General features: G+C 65.3%; 13 protein-coding genes. 8 read left to right on the forward strand and 5 right to left on the reverse strand.

Annotation, left to right across the window (positions count from 1 at the left end):
- Positions 1–97: 97 nt before the first annotated feature.
- Both WBN73_RS00300 and gdhA read left to right on the forward strand, forming a co-directional pair.
- A complete protein-coding gene (locus WBN73_RS00300; protein WP_337339159.1) occupies positions 98–664 on the forward strand; it encodes an ArsR/SmtB family transcription factor in 567 nt (188 codons plus the stop codon).
- 207 nt (positions 665–871) lie between these two features.
- On the forward strand, positions 872–2209 hold the full coding sequence (gene gdhA / locus WBN73_RS00305; RefSeq protein ID WP_207594522.1) for an NADP-specific glutamate dehydrogenase: 1338 nt from the start codon (positions 872–874) through the stop codon (positions 2207–2209).
- A gap of 79 nt (positions 2210–2288) precedes the next feature.
- Here the strand turns inward: gdhA and WBN73_RS00310 are convergent, their stop codons facing one another.
- Positions 2289–3620: an alpha-hydroxy acid oxidase gene (locus tag WBN73_RS00310; RefSeq protein WP_337339160.1), complete on the reverse strand. Its 1332-nt coding sequence runs from the start codon at positions 3618–3620 to the stop codon at positions 2289–2291.
- A 90-nt stretch (positions 3621–3710) separates the two neighbouring features.
- On the opposite strand from WBN73_RS00310, the gene WBN73_RS00315 reads away from it, so the two are divergent.
- Positions 3711–4409 carry a FadR/GntR family transcriptional regulator gene (locus WBN73_RS00315; protein WP_337339161.1) on the forward strand — a complete coding sequence of 233 codons (699 nt, stop codon included), beginning with the start codon at positions 3711–3713 and terminating at the stop codon, positions 4407–4409.
- 41 nt (positions 4410–4450) lie between these two features.
- Here the strand turns inward: WBN73_RS00315 and WBN73_RS00320 are convergent, their stop codons facing one another.
- On the reverse strand, positions 4451–5482 hold the full coding sequence (locus WBN73_RS00320) for a LacI family DNA-binding transcriptional regulator (protein ID WP_337339162.1): 1032 nt from the start codon (positions 5480–5482) through the stop codon (positions 4451–4453).
- Positions 5483–5671: 189 nt separating this feature from the next.
- On the opposite strand from WBN73_RS00320, the gene WBN73_RS00325 reads away from it, so the two are divergent.
- Genes WBN73_RS00325 through WBN73_RS00345 form a run of 5 tightly spaced genes read left to right on the forward strand, consistent with a single transcriptional unit; the run spans position 5672 to position 11624 of the window.
- The gene (locus WBN73_RS00325; protein WP_337339418.1) at positions 5672–7084 is read left to right on the forward strand and encodes a Gfo/Idh/MocA family protein; all 1413 of its coding nucleotides are present in this window, start codon (positions 5672–5674) and stop codon (positions 7082–7084) included.
- Between the two features lie 29 nt (positions 7085–7113).
- Positions 7114–8133, forward strand: a complete 1020-nt coding sequence (locus WBN73_RS00330; RefSeq protein ID WP_337339163.1) for an NAD-dependent epimerase/dehydratase family protein — start codon at positions 7114–7116, stop codon at positions 8131–8133.
- A complete protein-coding gene (locus WBN73_RS00335) occupies positions 8130–9035 on the forward strand; it encodes a 5-dehydro-4-deoxyglucarate dehydratase (RefSeq protein WP_337339164.1) in 906 nt (301 codons plus the stop codon). Before WBN73_RS00330 ends, WBN73_RS00335 begins: the two co-directional genes overlap by 4 nt.
- Positions 9035–10192, forward strand: a complete 1158-nt coding sequence (locus WBN73_RS00340) for a mandelate racemase/muconate lactonizing enzyme family protein (RefSeq protein WP_337339165.1) — start codon at positions 9035–9037, stop codon at positions 10190–10192. The genes WBN73_RS00335 and WBN73_RS00340 overlap by 1 nt, the downstream gene beginning before the upstream one ends.
- The gene (locus WBN73_RS00345) at positions 10173–11624 is read left to right on the forward strand and encodes an aldehyde dehydrogenase (NADP(+)) (RefSeq protein ID WP_337339166.1); all 1452 of its coding nucleotides are present in this window, start codon (positions 10173–10175) and stop codon (positions 11622–11624) included. Before WBN73_RS00340 ends, WBN73_RS00345 begins: the two co-directional genes overlap by 20 nt.
- 82 nt (positions 11625–11706) lie before the next feature.
- Here the strand turns inward: WBN73_RS00345 and WBN73_RS00350 are convergent, their stop codons facing one another.
- The 3 genes from WBN73_RS00350 to WBN73_RS00360 are packed head-to-tail and all read right to left on the reverse strand — an operon-like array spanning position 11707 to position 16132.
- Positions 11707–12855, reverse strand: coding sequence for a M24 family metallopeptidase (locus tag WBN73_RS00350; protein ID WP_337339167.1), 1149 nt, complete (start codon positions 12853–12855; stop codon positions 11707–11709).
- Positions 12852–14963, reverse strand: a complete 2112-nt coding sequence (locus WBN73_RS00355) for a DUF6807 family protein (protein ID WP_337339168.1) — start codon at positions 14961–14963, stop codon at positions 12852–12854. The genes WBN73_RS00350 and WBN73_RS00355 overlap by 4 nt, the downstream gene beginning before the upstream one ends.
- Positions 14960–16132 (reverse strand): dienelactone hydrolase family protein, encoded by a 1173-nt coding sequence (locus WBN73_RS00360; RefSeq protein WP_337339169.1) that lies wholly within the window; start codon positions 16130–16132, stop codon positions 14960–14962. Before WBN73_RS00360 ends, WBN73_RS00355 begins: the two co-directional genes overlap by 4 nt.
- Between the last annotated feature and the right edge of the window lie 306 nt (positions 16133–16438).

Below are 16438 nucleotides of genomic sequence, written 5' to 3' on the forward strand. Positions count from 1 at the left end.
GTTGTAGCATCGGCCCACCAATGGGTCAACGATTTGGTACCCGTCGCGGCAGGAAACAGGGATGCCAATTGGCGTATATGTCGCTAGGGTGGGAGGCATGGTGACTGACGACGTATTTGCCGTCATAGCTGAGGCAACCAGACGCGACATCCTGGTCTCCCTCCGCTCTGGGGATAAAGCAGTAGGCGAACTGGTGGAAGAACTGGCTGCAAGCCAGCCCACAATCTCCAAGCATCTGAAGGTGCTCCGCGAGGCTGATCTGGTCAGCATGCGCGCGCAAGGCCAGAAGCGCTTCTATGCCCTGAATCCCAAGCCGCTTGCCGGCGTCGCGAGCTGGCTTGAAACGTTCGACGTCGGAACCCCGGCTCCCGCCGTCGTCGTGCCTGCTGCTGAGGCGACTTCAGCGACTGCCGCCACGGACGTGCCCGCCGCTGCGGCTCCCGCCGAAGCCGCCGTCGCGTCAGTCCCCAACCGTGCCGACGCCATTGGCCAGGCCGTCAAGGTCCACGCGAGTGGAACGCCCGTCTCCCTTGACCCCGCCTCCGACGACACCGTTCCCCAGCAAATCGGCCGCACCGTAGGCCGCGCTGCCACTAAGGCTGCTGACCTCCTGGCCAACCTTCCGAACCTGCCCAACCTTCCCAAGTTCGGGCGTAAGCGGTAGCGCAGCCCTACTTAACGTGATCCTCGTCACATTGTGAGTTTTTGTTTACCTTGCGTTTCCTTGTGTTTTCAACGATTTTCTACAGTTGTGTTAACTCAGCGGTGAGGGTCACATTGGCTCCGGATGGAGATCCCATCTCCCTCGATGCAACCATGAGCGGGACTGATCGTCTCGCCGCGGGTCGGCGCACTGAGGATAGGAACACGCATGGATTCAAGGCTCGAAGCTGTCCGCGACACCGTGTTGGCACGGAACCCGGGGGAAAAGGAATTCCACCAGGCCGTCACTGAGGTCTTCGAAAGCCTCGGCCCCGTGCACGATCGCCATCCTGAATTCCTTGAGGGCGCCGTCCTGGAGCGTCTTTGCGAGCCGGAGCGCCAGATCATCTTCCGCGTCCCGTGGACCGACGACGCCGGCCGCGTCCACGTGAACCGCGGCTTCCGGGTGGAGTTCAACTCCGCGCTCGGTCCCTACAAGGGCGGGCTCCGCTTCCACCCCTCGGTGTACCTGGGAATCGTGAAGTTCCTCGGCTTTGAGCAGATCTTCAAGAATGCACTCACCGGCATGCCCATTGGTGGCGGCAAGGGCGGCTCGGACTTCGATCCGCGTGGACGTTCCGATGCCGAAATCATGCGCTTCTGCCAGTCCTTCATGACCGAGCTGTACCGGCATATCGGTGAATACACCGACGTTCCCGCCGGCGACATCGGTGTGGGCGGTCGCGAGATCGGCTACCTCTTCGGCCAGTACAAGCGGATCACCAACCGCTACGAATCCGGCGTCCTGACGGGCAAGGGCATTTCGTGGGGCGGCTCCCTGGTTCGCCCCGAGGCCACCGGTTACGGCACGGTGATCTTCGCCCAGGAGATGCTCAAGACCCGCGGCCAGTCCTTCGACGGTCAGCGCGTAGTGGTCTCCGGTTCCGGCAATGTGGCCATCCATGCGATCGCCAAGGCCCAGTCCCTCGGTGCCACCGTAGTGGCCTGTTCGGATTCGGCCGGTTACATCGTGGACGAGGCGGGGATCGACGTCGCGCTTCTGAGCCGGATCAAGGAAGTGGAGCGCGGCCGCCTCACGGAGTACGCCGCGCGCCGTAATGGGGCCAGCCATGTTGTGGGCGGTTCGGTGTGGGACGTCAACGGCACCGTAGCGTTGCCGTGCGCCACCCAGAACGAGCTCGACGGCGATGCTGCCGCCAAGCTGGTCAGCAACGGTCTGATCGCGGTTGCCGAAGGTGCCAATATGCCCTCCACGCGGTCCGCGGTATCCGTGTTCCAGGAAGCCGGGATCCTCTTCGGGCCGGGCAAGGCCGCCAACGCCGGTGGTGTGGCGACGTCAGCCTTGGAGATGCAGCAGAATGCCAGCCGCGATTCATGGTCCTTCGAGCACACCGAGCAGCGCCTCACCGAGATCATGGTGGGCATCCACGACCGTTGCGCTGCCACAGCTGATGAATACGGTGCGCCCGGGAACTACGTGGTGGGTGCCAACATCGGAGGCTTCGTCAAGGTTGCCGACGCCATGCTGGCCCAGGGCCTGATCTAGCCCCCTTACCCAACTGAGTAACAGCAACTGTCGCAATGAACGCTCATTGCGACAGTTGCTGTTACTTACATGGGTGCGGTCAGCGCTGGAGCAGCCGCACGTGGTCCGGGTTCAGGTCCGCTACTTTGCTGACGCCCAGCAGCGCCATGGTCCGGGTCATGTCCTTCTCCAGGATCTGGATGGTGCGGTCCACGCCTTCGCGTCCACCGGCCATGAGGCCGTAAAGGTATGCGCGGCCGATCAGGGCAAAGTCCGCGCCCAGGGCGAGGGCTGCAACGATGTCCGCGCCGCTCATGATGCCCGTGTCCAGCATGACCGCGGCCTTGCTGTTGTCCGCCTTCAGTGCCGTGGTGACCTCCGGCAGCAGGTGGAACGGGATGGGTGCGCGGTCGAGTTGGCGGCCGCCGTGGTTGGACAGGATGATGCCATCCGCGCCGTGGTCCACTACCTTGCGGGCGTCTTCCACGGTCTGGATGCCCTTGACCACCAGCTTGCCCTTCCAGGTTTCGCGGAGCCAGTCCAGGTCCTCATAGGTCAGGGTGGGGTCGAACATCGAATTGATGAGGTCTGCCACGGTGCCGGTGTAACGCGAAAGCGAAGCGAAGGTCAGGGGCTCGTGCGTGAGGAAGTTGAACCACCAGGCCGGGCGGTAGGACGCATCCAGGACGGTTTTGATGGTCAGCGCCGGCGGGATGGTCATGCCGTTGCGGACATCGCGAAGGCGGGCGCCGGCAACCGCAGTGTCCACGGTGACCATGAGGGTGTCGTTGCCCGCTTTGGCAGCGCGTTCGATCAGTTCCAGGGAGCGGTCGCGGTCCGTCCACAGGTACAGCTGGAACCAGTTCCGGCCGTTCGGCGCTGCCGTGGCAACGTCCTCGATGGACGCGGTGCCCATAGTGGACAGGGTGTAGGGAATGCCTGCGGCTTCAGCGGCCTGCGAGCCGGCGTACTCGCCCTCGGACTGCATCATGCGCGTGAATCCTGTGGGAGCGATGCCGAACGGCAGGCGTGATTCCTTGCCCAGGATGTCGGTGCGGAGATCGATCCTGGAGACATCGCGCAGTATGCCGGGACGGAACTCGATGTCCTGGAAGGCCTGGCGGGCGCGGCGGAGGGTGATCTCTTCTTCGGCGGCACCGTCGGTGTAGTCGAAGGGCGCCTGCGGGGTGCGGCGCTTGGCCATGTCCCGCAGTTCCCAGATGGTGCTGGCGCGCTTGAGTCGGGCAGTCTTGCTGAATTCGGGCTTCTTGAACTGCATGAGCGGAGCCAGGTCGGAAACCTTGGGGACGCGGCGCTTCAGTGCCGGCGGAAGCACGACGGCGGGACGCGGCTGGGGCGGACGTGTCACGTTTTCGTCGCTCCCGGCGTTGGCGGGGGCGGCCGTGATTTTGGGATCGAGGGTGTCGGTCATGCGGTTCTCCCTTGAATTCTGTGGTCTTACCACTGTGGTCTAACCACACTGTAATCCATGTGGTTGGACCACATCAACTAGTATTCCGTTATGCGTACCCACGAGTTGGTCCTGCAATGGATCGAGAAGCAGCTGTCCGATGGAGACCTTGCCCTCGGCGGCAGGCTTCCGGGTGAACGCGCCATGGCCGAGCAATTGAAGGTTTCCCGGACCTCCGTGCGCGAGGCAGTCCGCATCCTCGAGGCGATGGGCGTGGTCCGTGCCGGCGTGGGGTCCGGAAAGGATGCCGGGACCGTGGTCATCGCCGAGCCGGGCTCCGCGCTGGGTTCCACCCTCCGGCTGCACGTGGCCACGCGCCATCTTCCCGTGGCGGACATCGTGGAGACCCGCGTCCTGCTGGAATCGTGGGCGGCTGAACGGGCTCAGGTGGGGGCGCCGGAGCTGGAGGAGGCCGCGGAGCTGCTGGACCAGATGGACGCTGCCCCGGACATCGATACATTCCTTGCCTTGGACGCCCGCTTCCATGTGGCGCTCGCGCAGGCTGCCGGCAATGCCGTGGTCAGCGCCATGATGGCCTCGCTCCGGGGCGCGATCGAGAACTATGCAGGTGAGCTGACCGGCAACCTTCCCGACTGGAACGCGACGTCCGCAAGGCTCCGGGCCGAGCACCGCGCCATCCTTAACGCTGTGAACAATCACGACGGCGGCAAGGCAGCCGAGCTGGTGGCCGCCCACATCCAGGGTTTCTACAAAGAAGCCGGAGTGGGCGCAAATTCCTCATCCAGGTGACACTCAAGGCTAATGTCCGCGCGGGACATGGGCACTAAGTGTCAGCTTGCGGGCTTGAGGGCGGGCGCTGCGGTGCTCTTGCGGATTTCCACCCTGGGCGAGAACTCGTCCTGCGCCTGGGTGGTGGCTTCGCCGGCTTGCTGGATCTGTTCGCGCATTCTCCGCCAAGCGAGGCTTCCGAGCTCGTTGATGGGCACGGCAGCAGTGGTCAGCGGGGGAGTGGTGTATTTGGCGAAGGGGATGTCATCGAAGCCTGTCACGGAGATGTCCTCCGGAACCCGCACCCCGCGCTCATGCAGGCCGCTGAGCAGCCCCATGGCGACGAGGTCGTTGAATGCCAGGATTCCGGTGGCACCACTGGCAATGATGGCCTCCGTGGACTCATGGCCGGAATCGAAGTTGGATCCACCGTGGAGCATCTGCAGTTCGGTCTCCGGATGCTCGGCGCGGAACTGGTCCAGGCCCACCAGGCGTTGGCGGTTGGAAGCGCTGTGCTCGGGGCCGGACAGGAACACGAGGCGGCGGTGTCCCAGGGAGACCAGATGCTGCGCCAGTTCCTGGATGCCCTGCCCGTAGTCCACGCTGAGGCTCGGAGTGTTGGTGGCGATGGTGGTGCGGTTGATGAGCACCAGTGGGTGCAGGGTGGGCGCCAGCTCTTCAAGTTCGGCGTCGGCCATGCGGGGTGCGCAAAGGACCACACCATCGCAGCGGCGCCGGGCTTCGCCGGCCAGGATGGCTTCCTCGCTGGTGACTTCGGACGAGTCGGCAATCAGGACGCGGTAACCATCCTGTGCGGCGGCGATACTGAGTCCGCGGAGGATGGCCTGGAAGGTGGGGTTGGCCAGATCCGGAACCACGATGCCGATGGTGTCCGTCTTTCCCAGTGCGAGGCTGCGCCCCACCGGGTTGGGCTGGTACTTCAATTCCGCTGCGGCTGTCCGAACCCGCGCCGCGATTCCGGGATCCACTGCGGCGTTACCGTTCATGACGCGTGAAACGGTGGCGTGAGAGACGCCGGCCTTCTCCGCGACATCAGCTATCCCGACGCGCCTGTTGGTGTTCCTGCGTGCCATGTGGCCCCTTCCCATTGGTCGTCCCCCGAATGCGCCGTCGTTGGAGCAGTGGTTGACGTGACCACCAGAGTCTTGATACAAAGCTTATAACGCTCTGAGAAAACGCTTTCTCATGATTCTTCCCATACGAAGCCGGGCCGTCAAGCGGTTCACTCCTGCCTTTTGAAAGGGGCATCCCTCATGGCAAACATGGTCACCGTCGGCTCAGCCGAGACCCAGACCGAAACGGCCGCACCCACTGCCCGGACTGAAGGCCACCACCGGACACGCATCGCCCTCATCGGCACCGGTGGCCGCTCGGAAATGTATATCCGGGCCGTCTATGGGCAGCACTCGGACGTTGCGGAACTTATTGCGCTCTCCGACGTCAACCCGGGCCGGGTGGACTTCTACCAGGAGCTCATCAAGGAGCTTGGCGGAACAGAACCCGTTGCATCCTTTGAGCCGGGCCAGCTCACCAGCTTCATCCAGTCCAACGACATCGAGCGCGTCATCGTCACGACGCCCGACTTCACCCACGCGGACTACATCGTTGAGGCGCTCGAGGCGGGTGCCGACGTCGTGGTTGAAAAGCCGCTGACGATTGACGTTGACGGATGCCGCCGTATTACGGAAGCGGTGGCGAAGACCGGCAAGAACGTGGTGGTGACGTTCAACTACCGCTACTCGCCGCGCAACACGGCACTGAAGGAAGTCATCATGAACGGCGTGATCGGCAAGGTCACCTCCATCGACTTCAGCTGGGTCCTGGACACCGTTCACGGCGCGGACTACTTCCGCCGCTGGCACCGTGAAAAGAAAAACTCCGGCGGCCTGCTCATCCACAAGGCCTCCCACCACTTCGACCTTGTTAACTGGTGGATCAACGATGTTCCGGAGCGCGTTTTTGCCTCCGGTGGCCTGCGCTTTTACGGCGACAAAAACGCAGCAGAGCGCGGCTTGGGAGCACGTCCGGAGCGCGGCACCGTAGATGGCCTTGAGCACGATCCCTTCCGCCTGGACATGCGCGACGACGAGCGCCTGAAGGCCCTGTACTACGACAACGAAAAGTTCGACGGCTACATCCGTGACCAGGACGTCTTCACCGAGGGCATCACCATCGAGGACAACCTGGCCCTCGTGGTGGACTACCAGGGCGGCCCGACGCTGAGCTACTCGCTTAACGCCCACAGCCCGTGGGAAGGCTACCGCGTCACCGTCAACGGCACCGAAGGCCGGGCTGAACTCGAAGTGGTGGAACGCGCCGCCGTCGAGTCCAGCACCGACAAGAAGACCGTAGTGGACCCGAGCGCCACTCCCATCGAGGAAGAGGATGCCGTACGCCGCAACGGTGAGCGCCTGGTGGTCCAGCGCCACTGGGAAGCTGCCTACGAAGTTCCGATCGTCAACGGTGAGGGCGGCCACGGCGGCGGCGACAACCTGCTGCTCTCGGACCTTTTCAATGGTCCCGGCATTGATCCACTGGGCCGTCCGTCCGGCTACATCGACGGACTCCGTTCCGTGTCGGTGGGCATTGCCGGCAACCAGTCCCTGGACACCGGCCAGCCCGTTCGTATCAGCGAACTGGGACTCGGCGCCGACCTCAGCCGCAGCCAGGCCTGACCGGTTCACTACCAATCAAGGACAAGACCATGAGCAGGATTTTCGTTACCGGAGGTTCCGGCCGCCTGGGACGCAGCGTTGTGGCTGGACTGGCAGACGCCGGCCACAAGGTGATCTCGGTGGACCGGGACGCCATCCCCGCGGAGCAACTGCCCGCCGGAGCCGAGCAGTACACCGCTGATCTTTTGGCACCGGGGGAAGCGGAGCGGCTCATCCGCGAAACAGCGCCCGACGCCGTCATCCACCTCGCTGCTATTGCCGTACCTTTCAGCGCACCCGAGGACGTCATTTTCAGCACGAACACCCGTCTCGCCTACGCGGTGGTCAGTGCCGCTACCGAAGCGGGCGTCCCGAAGATCGTGACGGCGTCCAGCCCCACCGCCCTGGGTTATGGCTCACCGGCAGGGTGGCTGCCGCCGTCGTTCCCTCTGAACGAGCAGACACCGCCCAAGCCGTGGAACGCCTACGCGTTGTCCAAGCTGATCGCTGAGCAGACCGTGCAGATGTTCGCCGCAGCACAGGGCGACAAGATCCGGTACGCGGCATTCCGCCCGTGCTACGTCCTGTCCCCGGAGGAATGGGAAGGCGCCCTGACGCAACAGGGGCACACCATCCGGCAGCGCCTGGACGATCCCGCATTGTCCGCACCGGCCTTGTTCAACTATGTGGACGCACGGGATGTGGCTGACTTCCTGGACGTACTTTTGCAGAAGATGGACAGCATCCCCAACGGCCAGGTCTTCTTTGTGGGCGCCAAGGATGCCTTGGCTACCGCGCCCCTGGCGGAATTGTTCCCGCGATTCCTGCCTGGCAGCGGACCGCTCACTGAACACCTGACCGGCACCAGCCCGGCGTTCTCCATCGACAAAGCCCGAGAGCTCCTCGGCTGGGAACCCAAGCGTTCGTGGCGCACCGAACTCACCCCGCCGTACGAAGGCGCGGACACTGCGTCTGACCACCAGAACGCCGCAGCACTCAACCCCGCAGCACTCAATGACGAGAACCACGCCGGACTGGTCCCGGCGGGAGCAACCAAGGAGACCCCATGAAATTCGACGGCGTACTGTTCTTCCCCGTCACTCCCTTTGCTGAAGACGGCACCGTAGATGTGGCGTTGCTGAAGGAGCACATCACCTCCCGCCTGCCGTTCGGTCCCGGCGGTGTCTTCCCCGCCTGCGGCACTGGCGAATTCCATGCCCTGTCCATCGATGAGATCCGCACCGTGGTGACCGCCGCCGTCGAGGCTGTTGCTGGAGCAGTTCCCGTGGTCTCCGGTGCCGGTGGACCGTTGGGTCACGCCATCGCGGCAGCCAAAGTGGCCGAGGAAGCCGGCGCGGATGCCCTCCTGGTGCTCCCGCCCTACCTCGTCACAGGTCCCACGGACGGTGTAGTGGCCTACGTCGAGGCCATCGCCGCCGCGAGCAGCCTGCCCGTGATCGTGTACCACCGCGGTACGGCCAAGTTCACCGCCGAGGCCATCACGCGCCTCACCGCCAACCCGAAGGTTGTTGGCTTCAAGGACGGAATCGGCGACGTCGGCCTGGCCCAGGAAATCGTCTCCGCGATCAACGCCAGCGGCCGCACCGACTTCGCCCTGTTCAACGGCCTGCTGACCGCAGAGCTGACCCAGGGTGCCTACCGTGGCCTCGGCATTCCGCTCTACTCCTCGGCAGCGTTCGCGATGGCCCCCGAAATCGCCAAGGCCTACTACGACGCCTACGTCTCCGGTGATGAAGAGCGCCGCCATGCTCTGCTCGAAGGGTTCTACGCCCCGCTGGTCCGGCTCCGCGACCAGACCCCGGGCTTTGGCGTTTCCCTCATCAAAGCAGGCCTGCGCCTGGCCGGGCTGCCTGTTGGCCCGGTCCGTCCTCCGCTGGTGGACCCCAGTGAAGAGCAATTGCTGGAGCTCAAGTCCATCCTGGCCAAGGGCCACGAGCTGGCCGGCAGCTGATGACGGCCCGCATCACGGGCCTCACCACCCGGCTGATCACGGTTCCGCTGCTGCGAAGCTGGGGCGCCGAGGCACCCGAGAACCATGTGATCGTTACAGAGCTGACCACGGACGACGGCGGCAGGGGCCACGGTTTCTCCTGGACACCCACCATTGGTCCCCAGGCGGTCAAAGCCCTCTTGGATTACGACATTGCACCGTTCATCCTTGGCCTCGAAGCCAACCCGGAAATGGTGTGGGACCAACTCTGGAAGCGGCTGCATGAGGCCGGTGGGGGAGGCCTCACCACCATCGCGATGGCCGGCGTGGACCTGGCCCTGTGGGACCTGAAAGCACGGCAGGCGGGCACCTCGGTCACAGGACTGTTGGGCCAACGCCGGGAATCGGTGGAGGTTTATGGCTCCGGAGTGAACCTCCATTACACCCTGGAGCAGCTCGTGGAGCAGGCACAGCGATGGGTTGCTGCCGGGCATCACGCCGTGAAGATCAAGGTGGGCAAGCCCGAACTCCGTGAAGATGCCGAACGCGTTGCCGCTGTCCGGCAGGTCATCGGCCCGGACCGGTTGCTTATGATCGACGCCAACCAGCGTTGGGACCTGGCCCATACCTTCCGTGCTTTGGACGTCTTGGGGGAGTACGGACTGGAATGGCTGGAAGAACCGATCCGGGCCGACGATCTCTGGGCTTACCGGCGTTTGCGCAAGCACTCTCCGGTACCCATTGCCTTGGGGGAAAACGTCCACACCATCTACCGTTTCCGCGACTTCATCGAAGCCGAAGCCGTGGACATCATCCAGCCCAACATCGTCCGGGTGGGCGGCATTACGCCGTTCCGCAGGATCGTGGAGCTGGCCCGGGCCAACAGCATCAGGGTGGCGCCGCACCTGCTTCCGGAGCTCTCCGGGCAGCTGGCGCTCACCCTTGCCGAAACCGTAAGCGTGGAGGACGTGGAAGACGCGTCCTTCGAACAACTCGGAATACTGGCCGGGCCTTCGCCGGTACGGATCAACAACAGCAAGGGCCAGAGCACACTGAGCAGCACAGGCCGCCCCGGACTGGGCTTTGACTTCGCCGGAGCGCCCGCACCGCCGCTGCCCGCATCTGAGAGCGCCGCCCCTGAGAGTAAAGGAAACCGCATTGAGTACAGCAACTCTTGACCTGACAGCCATCACCGCCGCAGCCACGGCAGCAGCAAAGGTGACCGCAGCAGCAACCGATGCCGAGCGCGCGGCCTGGCTGACCGCCGTCGCCGACGCCCTGGACGCCAACGTCACCGAACTGGTGGCCATCGCCGATTCCGAGACGAGCCTGGGCACCGTCCGGCTCACCGGGGAGGTGGCCAGGACCAGTGGCCAGCTGAGGCTGTTTGCCAAGGTCATCACCGAGGGGTCCTACCTCGAAGCCGTGATCGACCACGCCGACCCGGCCTCCACACCGCCGAAGCCCGACCTGCGCCGCATCCTGCGTCCGATCGGTCCGGTAGCTGTGTTCTCGGCGTCGAACTTCCCGTTCGCTTTCTCCGTGGCCGGTGGAGACACCGCGTCGGCACTGGCAGTGGGTTGCCCGGTGGTCGTCAAGGCGCACTCGGGCCACATCCGTCTCTCCGAGCGGACCGCCGAGATTGTCACCGAGGCACTGGCCAAGGCCGGCGCGCCGGAAGGGATCTTCGCCCTGGTCAGCGGCCGCGAGGCGGGCACCGCCTTGGTCCAGGACCCCGCCATCAAAGCCGTTGGCTTCACCGGCTCCATTCCCGGCGGGCGCGCACTGTTTGATCTCGCGGCCTCCCGTCCGGAGCCGATCCCGTTCTACGGTGAGCTCGGCAGCCTGAACCCCGTGGTCATCACTGCGGAGGCCTTGGCCGAGCGTGGCCGGCAGCTCGCCGCAGGCCTTGCCGGTTCATTCACGATGGGCGCGGGCCAGTTCTGCACCAAGCCGGGACTCGTGTTCATCCCGGCCGGTACTGACTTCGCCTCGCACCTGGCCGAGGCCAGCAAGGACAAGCCCACCGCTGCCATGCTCACCGAGCGCATCGCCGAGGCCTACCCGGACGGACTCCGTAACGTCGCAGACCAGCCGGGTGTCGCCGTGGTCAGTGGCACCGTGCAGCAGGACAGCCTGGCCGACGGCGCCGCACCAGTGGTGTTCTCCACCAGTGCAGCCAACGTGCTGGAGCGCCCCGACGAGCTTTTGGAGGAGTGCTTCGGCCCCACCACGCTGCTTATCGAGTACGCCAACCAGGAGGAACTGTCCGCGGCCTTGGCCAAGGTTCCGGGCAGCCTCACGGGCACGGTGCATGCGGAACCGGGTGAAGACGTCTCCGCACTTGTGGAGCAGCTCAGCGGTTTGGCTGGCAGGGTCCTGTTCGACGGCTGGCCCACAGGTGTTGCCGTGAACTGGGCCCAGCAGCACGGCGGCCCATACCCGGCCACCACATCGCTGTTCACTTCCGTAGGGGCTACCGCTGTACGCCGCTTCCAGCGTCCGGTGGCCTACCAGGATGCTCCGGAGACCGTCCTGCACCCGGCCCTGCGCGACGCCAACCCCCTGGGCATCCCCCGGCGTGTGGACGGAGTGCTGACGCTCAGCTAAACCACCACTTGGGTCACGGGAGACGAAAGGGGCGGGATCACCACACCGGTGATCCCGCCCCTTTCGTGTGAGGAGTCAGGCGTTACGGGCGCAGCGTCAGCGGACGACGGCGGCCGTCCACGTCGGTAGTCGGCCACCGGTCGTCGGTGGTCAGGACGCGCACGCCGGAATCCGTGAGCAGGACAGTGTCCTCGATCTTTACGCCGGGCCCGGACGGGTTCCACGTGAAGGGCTGGTTGACCACCACCGTATCCGTGGCCTCTGCAGTGACCCGGGGATCGCGGCCTGCATAACCGGCCGGCCCGCCCTGGTGATGCAGCGTCCACTGATCCTCGCCGAAGCCATGCCGCGCGTAAGCGAGCTTGATCTCGGCGAAGATCCCATTGAGCCGGGCTCCGGGGACCGTGGCACGGAGGATGTCGGCCTCCACGGCGGCAATCCGGGCCTCGGCGTCGAGCTCCTGCGGCGTACCGGCGTCGAACGCTACCCACCGGGTCACGTTGGCAACCAAGCCATTCCGGCGGGCGCACACCACCGCCATGGCGCGCCGTCCGATGGGGGAGTGCGTAGCCAGCGGATGGCGGAAGTCGCTGCGGGAAGCACCGTTGCAGAGCAGGACCAACGGCTCGGCGCCCGCCGCCACAATCCGCGCGGCCAGGTCCGAGACGAGCTGGAACTCCGTAGTCTCCGGGGTTGCCGCGGTGAGGACGTCCGTCATGGCAGCGGCGGCATCAGCGGACAGCCCGGCATAGCGGGCAGCCTCGGCCGGGAGCAGTTCCTGGCGGGCCGCACGCAGTTCTGCGGTGACGGCTGCTTCCACCAAAGGGTCACCATCAACGGCAAGGCCAGCCGCCGCCGCATGCAGTTGACCGTGCCACGGCACGGTGTGAAGGCTGACGCCGTCGGGCAATTCCTCGGCAGCGATGCGCCCGGCCTCGTTGTTGAACGTCACCAGGTGGTCGCCGTCGCGGTCCACCAGGAGGGCTGCGATGGGGTCGCCGGCCAGGCTGATGTGGACACGGCTCCCATCCAGGTACCAGGTGAGCGCTGTGTTGGTCGTCAGAAGGAGCGAGTCGCGGCCTGCGGCGTCCAGGATATCCAGCACACGCCGGCGCTTCACTGCGCGGTCTGCGGCGTTGCCGGGTGCCGTGCGGGCTATGGCGCCCGCCGGCGTCGATGCCGGTGTTGGTGCCTGGCCGGCGAACGGCGTGGATTGAGTGGGCGTGGTCATGCCGGTTCCCCCAAAGGTGAGATGAGTTGTTCAATGTCTTGTGTTGCCAGGAAGCCGTCCGTGACGAGCACGGTGACCGTCCGGTGGACCGGGTTGCCGGGCGCGGTGGTCACCGGCGCGTCCCAGGCCAAGGAAAGTCCGACGCCGGGATAGCCCGAGTGCCGCACGAACCACGGGTCCGGTGCCTGCGGTGAGGCAAGGAACACCAGCGTTGCCGGGTGCCCCAGTCCAGGGTCGCCGGTGACGCGCGCGGCGCTGGCCGTTCCGGCGTCGAAGGTTCCCGACCATGCCAACCACGGCGCCGTGGTGCCGTGAACAGCGTCCTCGCCGCGCGAATCGGGGGTCCAGATGGTGGCATCGCTGACTTTCGGCAGCCGCCAGAAGAAGCCTCCATAACCACCCTGTGGCCGCCCGTTGGAACCCGGGCTGCCCAGCTGCACCGGGCGTCCGGTGGCGGGTTCCAGCGTGAAGTCCAGCGTCAGTTTCCACGCAGAATGCCCGACGGCGGCCCAGCGCCATTCGCGCTGTTCGCGGAGTATTGGTGATCCGTCGGGACCGAGCCAGCTCAACTGTTCGCGCCGTTGTCCTTCAGCGTGGTCCGCGGAGTCTGTGACGATACGGCCGTGGTCCTTCAGCCAGACGTAGGCGCCGGCGTCCCTGGTGTAGGTGCGCCCGCCCCAGAAGTTGATGCCGTCCACGTCCTGGATGGCGACGCCCGCGCCCAGATGCCACACGTGGTCTTCCGGGACGTGATCCGTCACCACGGTTCCCGCAAGTGTTCGAACGGGGTGCAGGTAAGGACGGGGTGACGACGTGGGGCGGATGCTGTTTCCGTCCTGGAGCATTGCGACGGGCGTGCCATTGACGCGGAATTCGGCCAGGTTTGAGGGGACGGCCCCAGAGCCGGCAGCGGATTCCGTCCACGGCGCTCCGAGCTCAGCAAATGTGGCTTGCCCCAACGCTGCCCGGCGAATCAACGATTCGATGCCGCGCACCACGGGGTGGGCGTCGTCGCCCTCGCCTTCCCACGTGACGTAGTCCGGGTGGATCAGCCGGGGAGCCTCTGCCGTGCGGATCGCCTCGAGCACCGACACATACGCGCCGACGCCACTGAGGGGGCTGAGGAGATCCTCCTCACTGCTGGCGGACAGCAGGTTCTCCAGCAGGTCGGTCCGTCCGAAGGTCTCGCTCCGGACACCATAGGGCGTGGTGATCTCAACCCGGTCCTCTGTATAGAAGAGCGTCAGCTGCCCCAACGTGCCGTAGATGGTGACTGCGGGCGCCGACTGCACCGGTGCGCACAACGTCAGTGCACACGTCAGCACAGGGCCTGGCATCAGCACAGGTCCTCCCGGCAATCCAGGGCGGCTGGTGGTTCGGATCCTTACCACTGAGGTGTCGTCGCTCTCGGTGTCATTCGCCCGATAGAGGTCCGTCTCCACGGAGGCAACGTCGGATGCCGTTCGTGCCCCGGCAAGCCGCAGCCCCGTCGCCACAGCGTGTGCCAGGGCGTTGGTGACCACGCCGTCCACCACGTCTGTCCCGTTCAGGCTGCGCTTGCCGGCCCAGCGGGAACGCTTGAAGTAGGACCGGGTCCTCAGCCACAAACCTGTTGCGCTGAGGCCCCGGACCTCACCAATTTCCCCCGCCGCCACCAGTTCTTCAATGGCGGGAAGGGCTTCGGAGCCAAGGCTTTGGAACCCCACCTGCACCAAGCGGCCGGCGCTCGCGGCCGCTGCCATGACTTCTTGGTACTGCTCCATGGAAGCCACCGGGGGCTTTTCCAGGTACACGTCGGCGCCGGCCTCGAGTGCAGCCATGGCCAGGGGCGCATGCGTTTGGATCGGCGTGGAAATGATCACGACATCCGGCTCGACTCCAGCCGCCAACAGCGCATCGAGGGAAGGGAAGACCTCAACTCCGGGACCAAGTTTTCCGTCGGCGGGAGGACGCGGATCGGCGACGGCCACCAGGTCCAATGCACCGGCAGCAGCCAGCCGATCCAGGTTGTCGAGGTGCCGTTCGCCGAAACCGTGGACACCCACCAGTGCGACACGGGGGAGCCGGGAGTGAACCTCCGCAGCGGAGACTGTCAAGGGCTGGGTCATGAGGCTGTCCTAGTGGGGTCAGGTGCGGGGGAACTGCCGGATGGGGTCGGTTTCAGGGCGGCGGCAAGGAATGCTGCGGCCTCGTCCTGCATGGCCTGGGTGAAGACGTGGGGTTCCTGCCAAAGACTGCCGGTGTACCGGGAGGGCAGGTTCTCCACCAGGTGTTGGTGGGCATCGCGCATTCCTTGTTCAGGGAAAAGCTGGTCAGCCATGCCGTATTGGACCAGGATCTTGGCGGTGGAGCGCGTGGCCAGGTCCGGCCAGTCACCCAGCTTGGCTAGACCGGGGGAGTGCAGCAACCACGAGTGGGCATCCAGGTACGCCGGCAGCAGCGAGCCAAAGGTGGTCATCATGCACGTCACCACATAGCTGCGGATCAGGGGACTCAAGGCAGCGAGCACCATGGCACGCCCGCCTCCGCCGGAGAACCCGAGGCAGCCGAGTCGTCCGGGATCCACCCCCGGGAGCGTCGCGAGGATGCCCAGCGCGGCAAGGTCGTCATGCGCCACGGTTCCGGAGATACTGCTGCCGAGCAGCGTTGCGGCTTTGGCCACGGTTTCCTCGTGGGCGGCTGCGGCCGCGTTGTATTGTTCCGCTGCGGAAGGTTCGACGCCGGACTCCCGCCAAAGTGCCCGCTGCCCGTTAACGGCGGTGGCGGTCCGCCAAGGCAGGGTGTCAAGGCCAAAGCCCCGGCTTCCCCACATGAAAGTGTCGTGGGCCAGCACTGCGAAGCCCTGCTGCGCCATCCAGGTGGCGAGAGCACGGCCGTCATAGAGTTTCGTTCGCACCTCGGCCGGGAGGGAGTTATCCGGAAGGGACACGAGCCGTTCCGCGCCGTAGGCCTTGACTCCGCCATGGCAGTGCAGGGCGAGTACGCCGGGCAGGGGGCCGGTTTCCCCGGCGGGCCGGACGAACCAAGCCGCTGTCCTCGGCCCAAAGCCCAACTGCCATGACAAGTGGGAGGTGGTGACGTCGTCGTGCACTGTCTCGGAGTGCACCGTGTACTCAAGGTCCGGTGTTACGGAAGGGACGCCAAGTGTGTCGGCCAGTTCCTGGGCGGCCGGAGAAGCCGCGTTGAAGCGATGGCGGACGGCGTAGTCCGGCCAGTCTTCGTAGCGCGTCAATGCGCTGGGGCGGACGGGCGTATCTTCCATGTCAGCCGCGCTCATGGCAGTGGCAGTCGGTGGGGAACAATGATGTCCTGCCTTTTCGATGCGTCAAGGTGTGCGGGGGCGCACGCCGGACTTCTTCAGCGTGGGGGAAATCGGAAGGGCGGCTTCGTCAGAAAACGCTTTCTCAAAAATTAGCAAAAGGCTGTACATGGGTCAAGAAAACGTTTACTTTGGTACGGAGCCGCTGAAGCCCGGGAGTTGCATCCCGGTCTTTCAAGGGGAAGGGCCGGAGCGTCGGCGTCCCGGAAGGCAAGCACCAACCAGACTCGAAGTCCGTGGATGGCCACGATGACCAAAGGAGAC

Source organism: Paenarthrobacter sp. CCNWLY172 (assembly GCF_037402035.1).
In the GTDB taxonomy this organism is placed as follows: domain Bacteria; phylum Actinomycetota; class Actinomycetes; order Actinomycetales; family Micrococcaceae; genus Arthrobacter.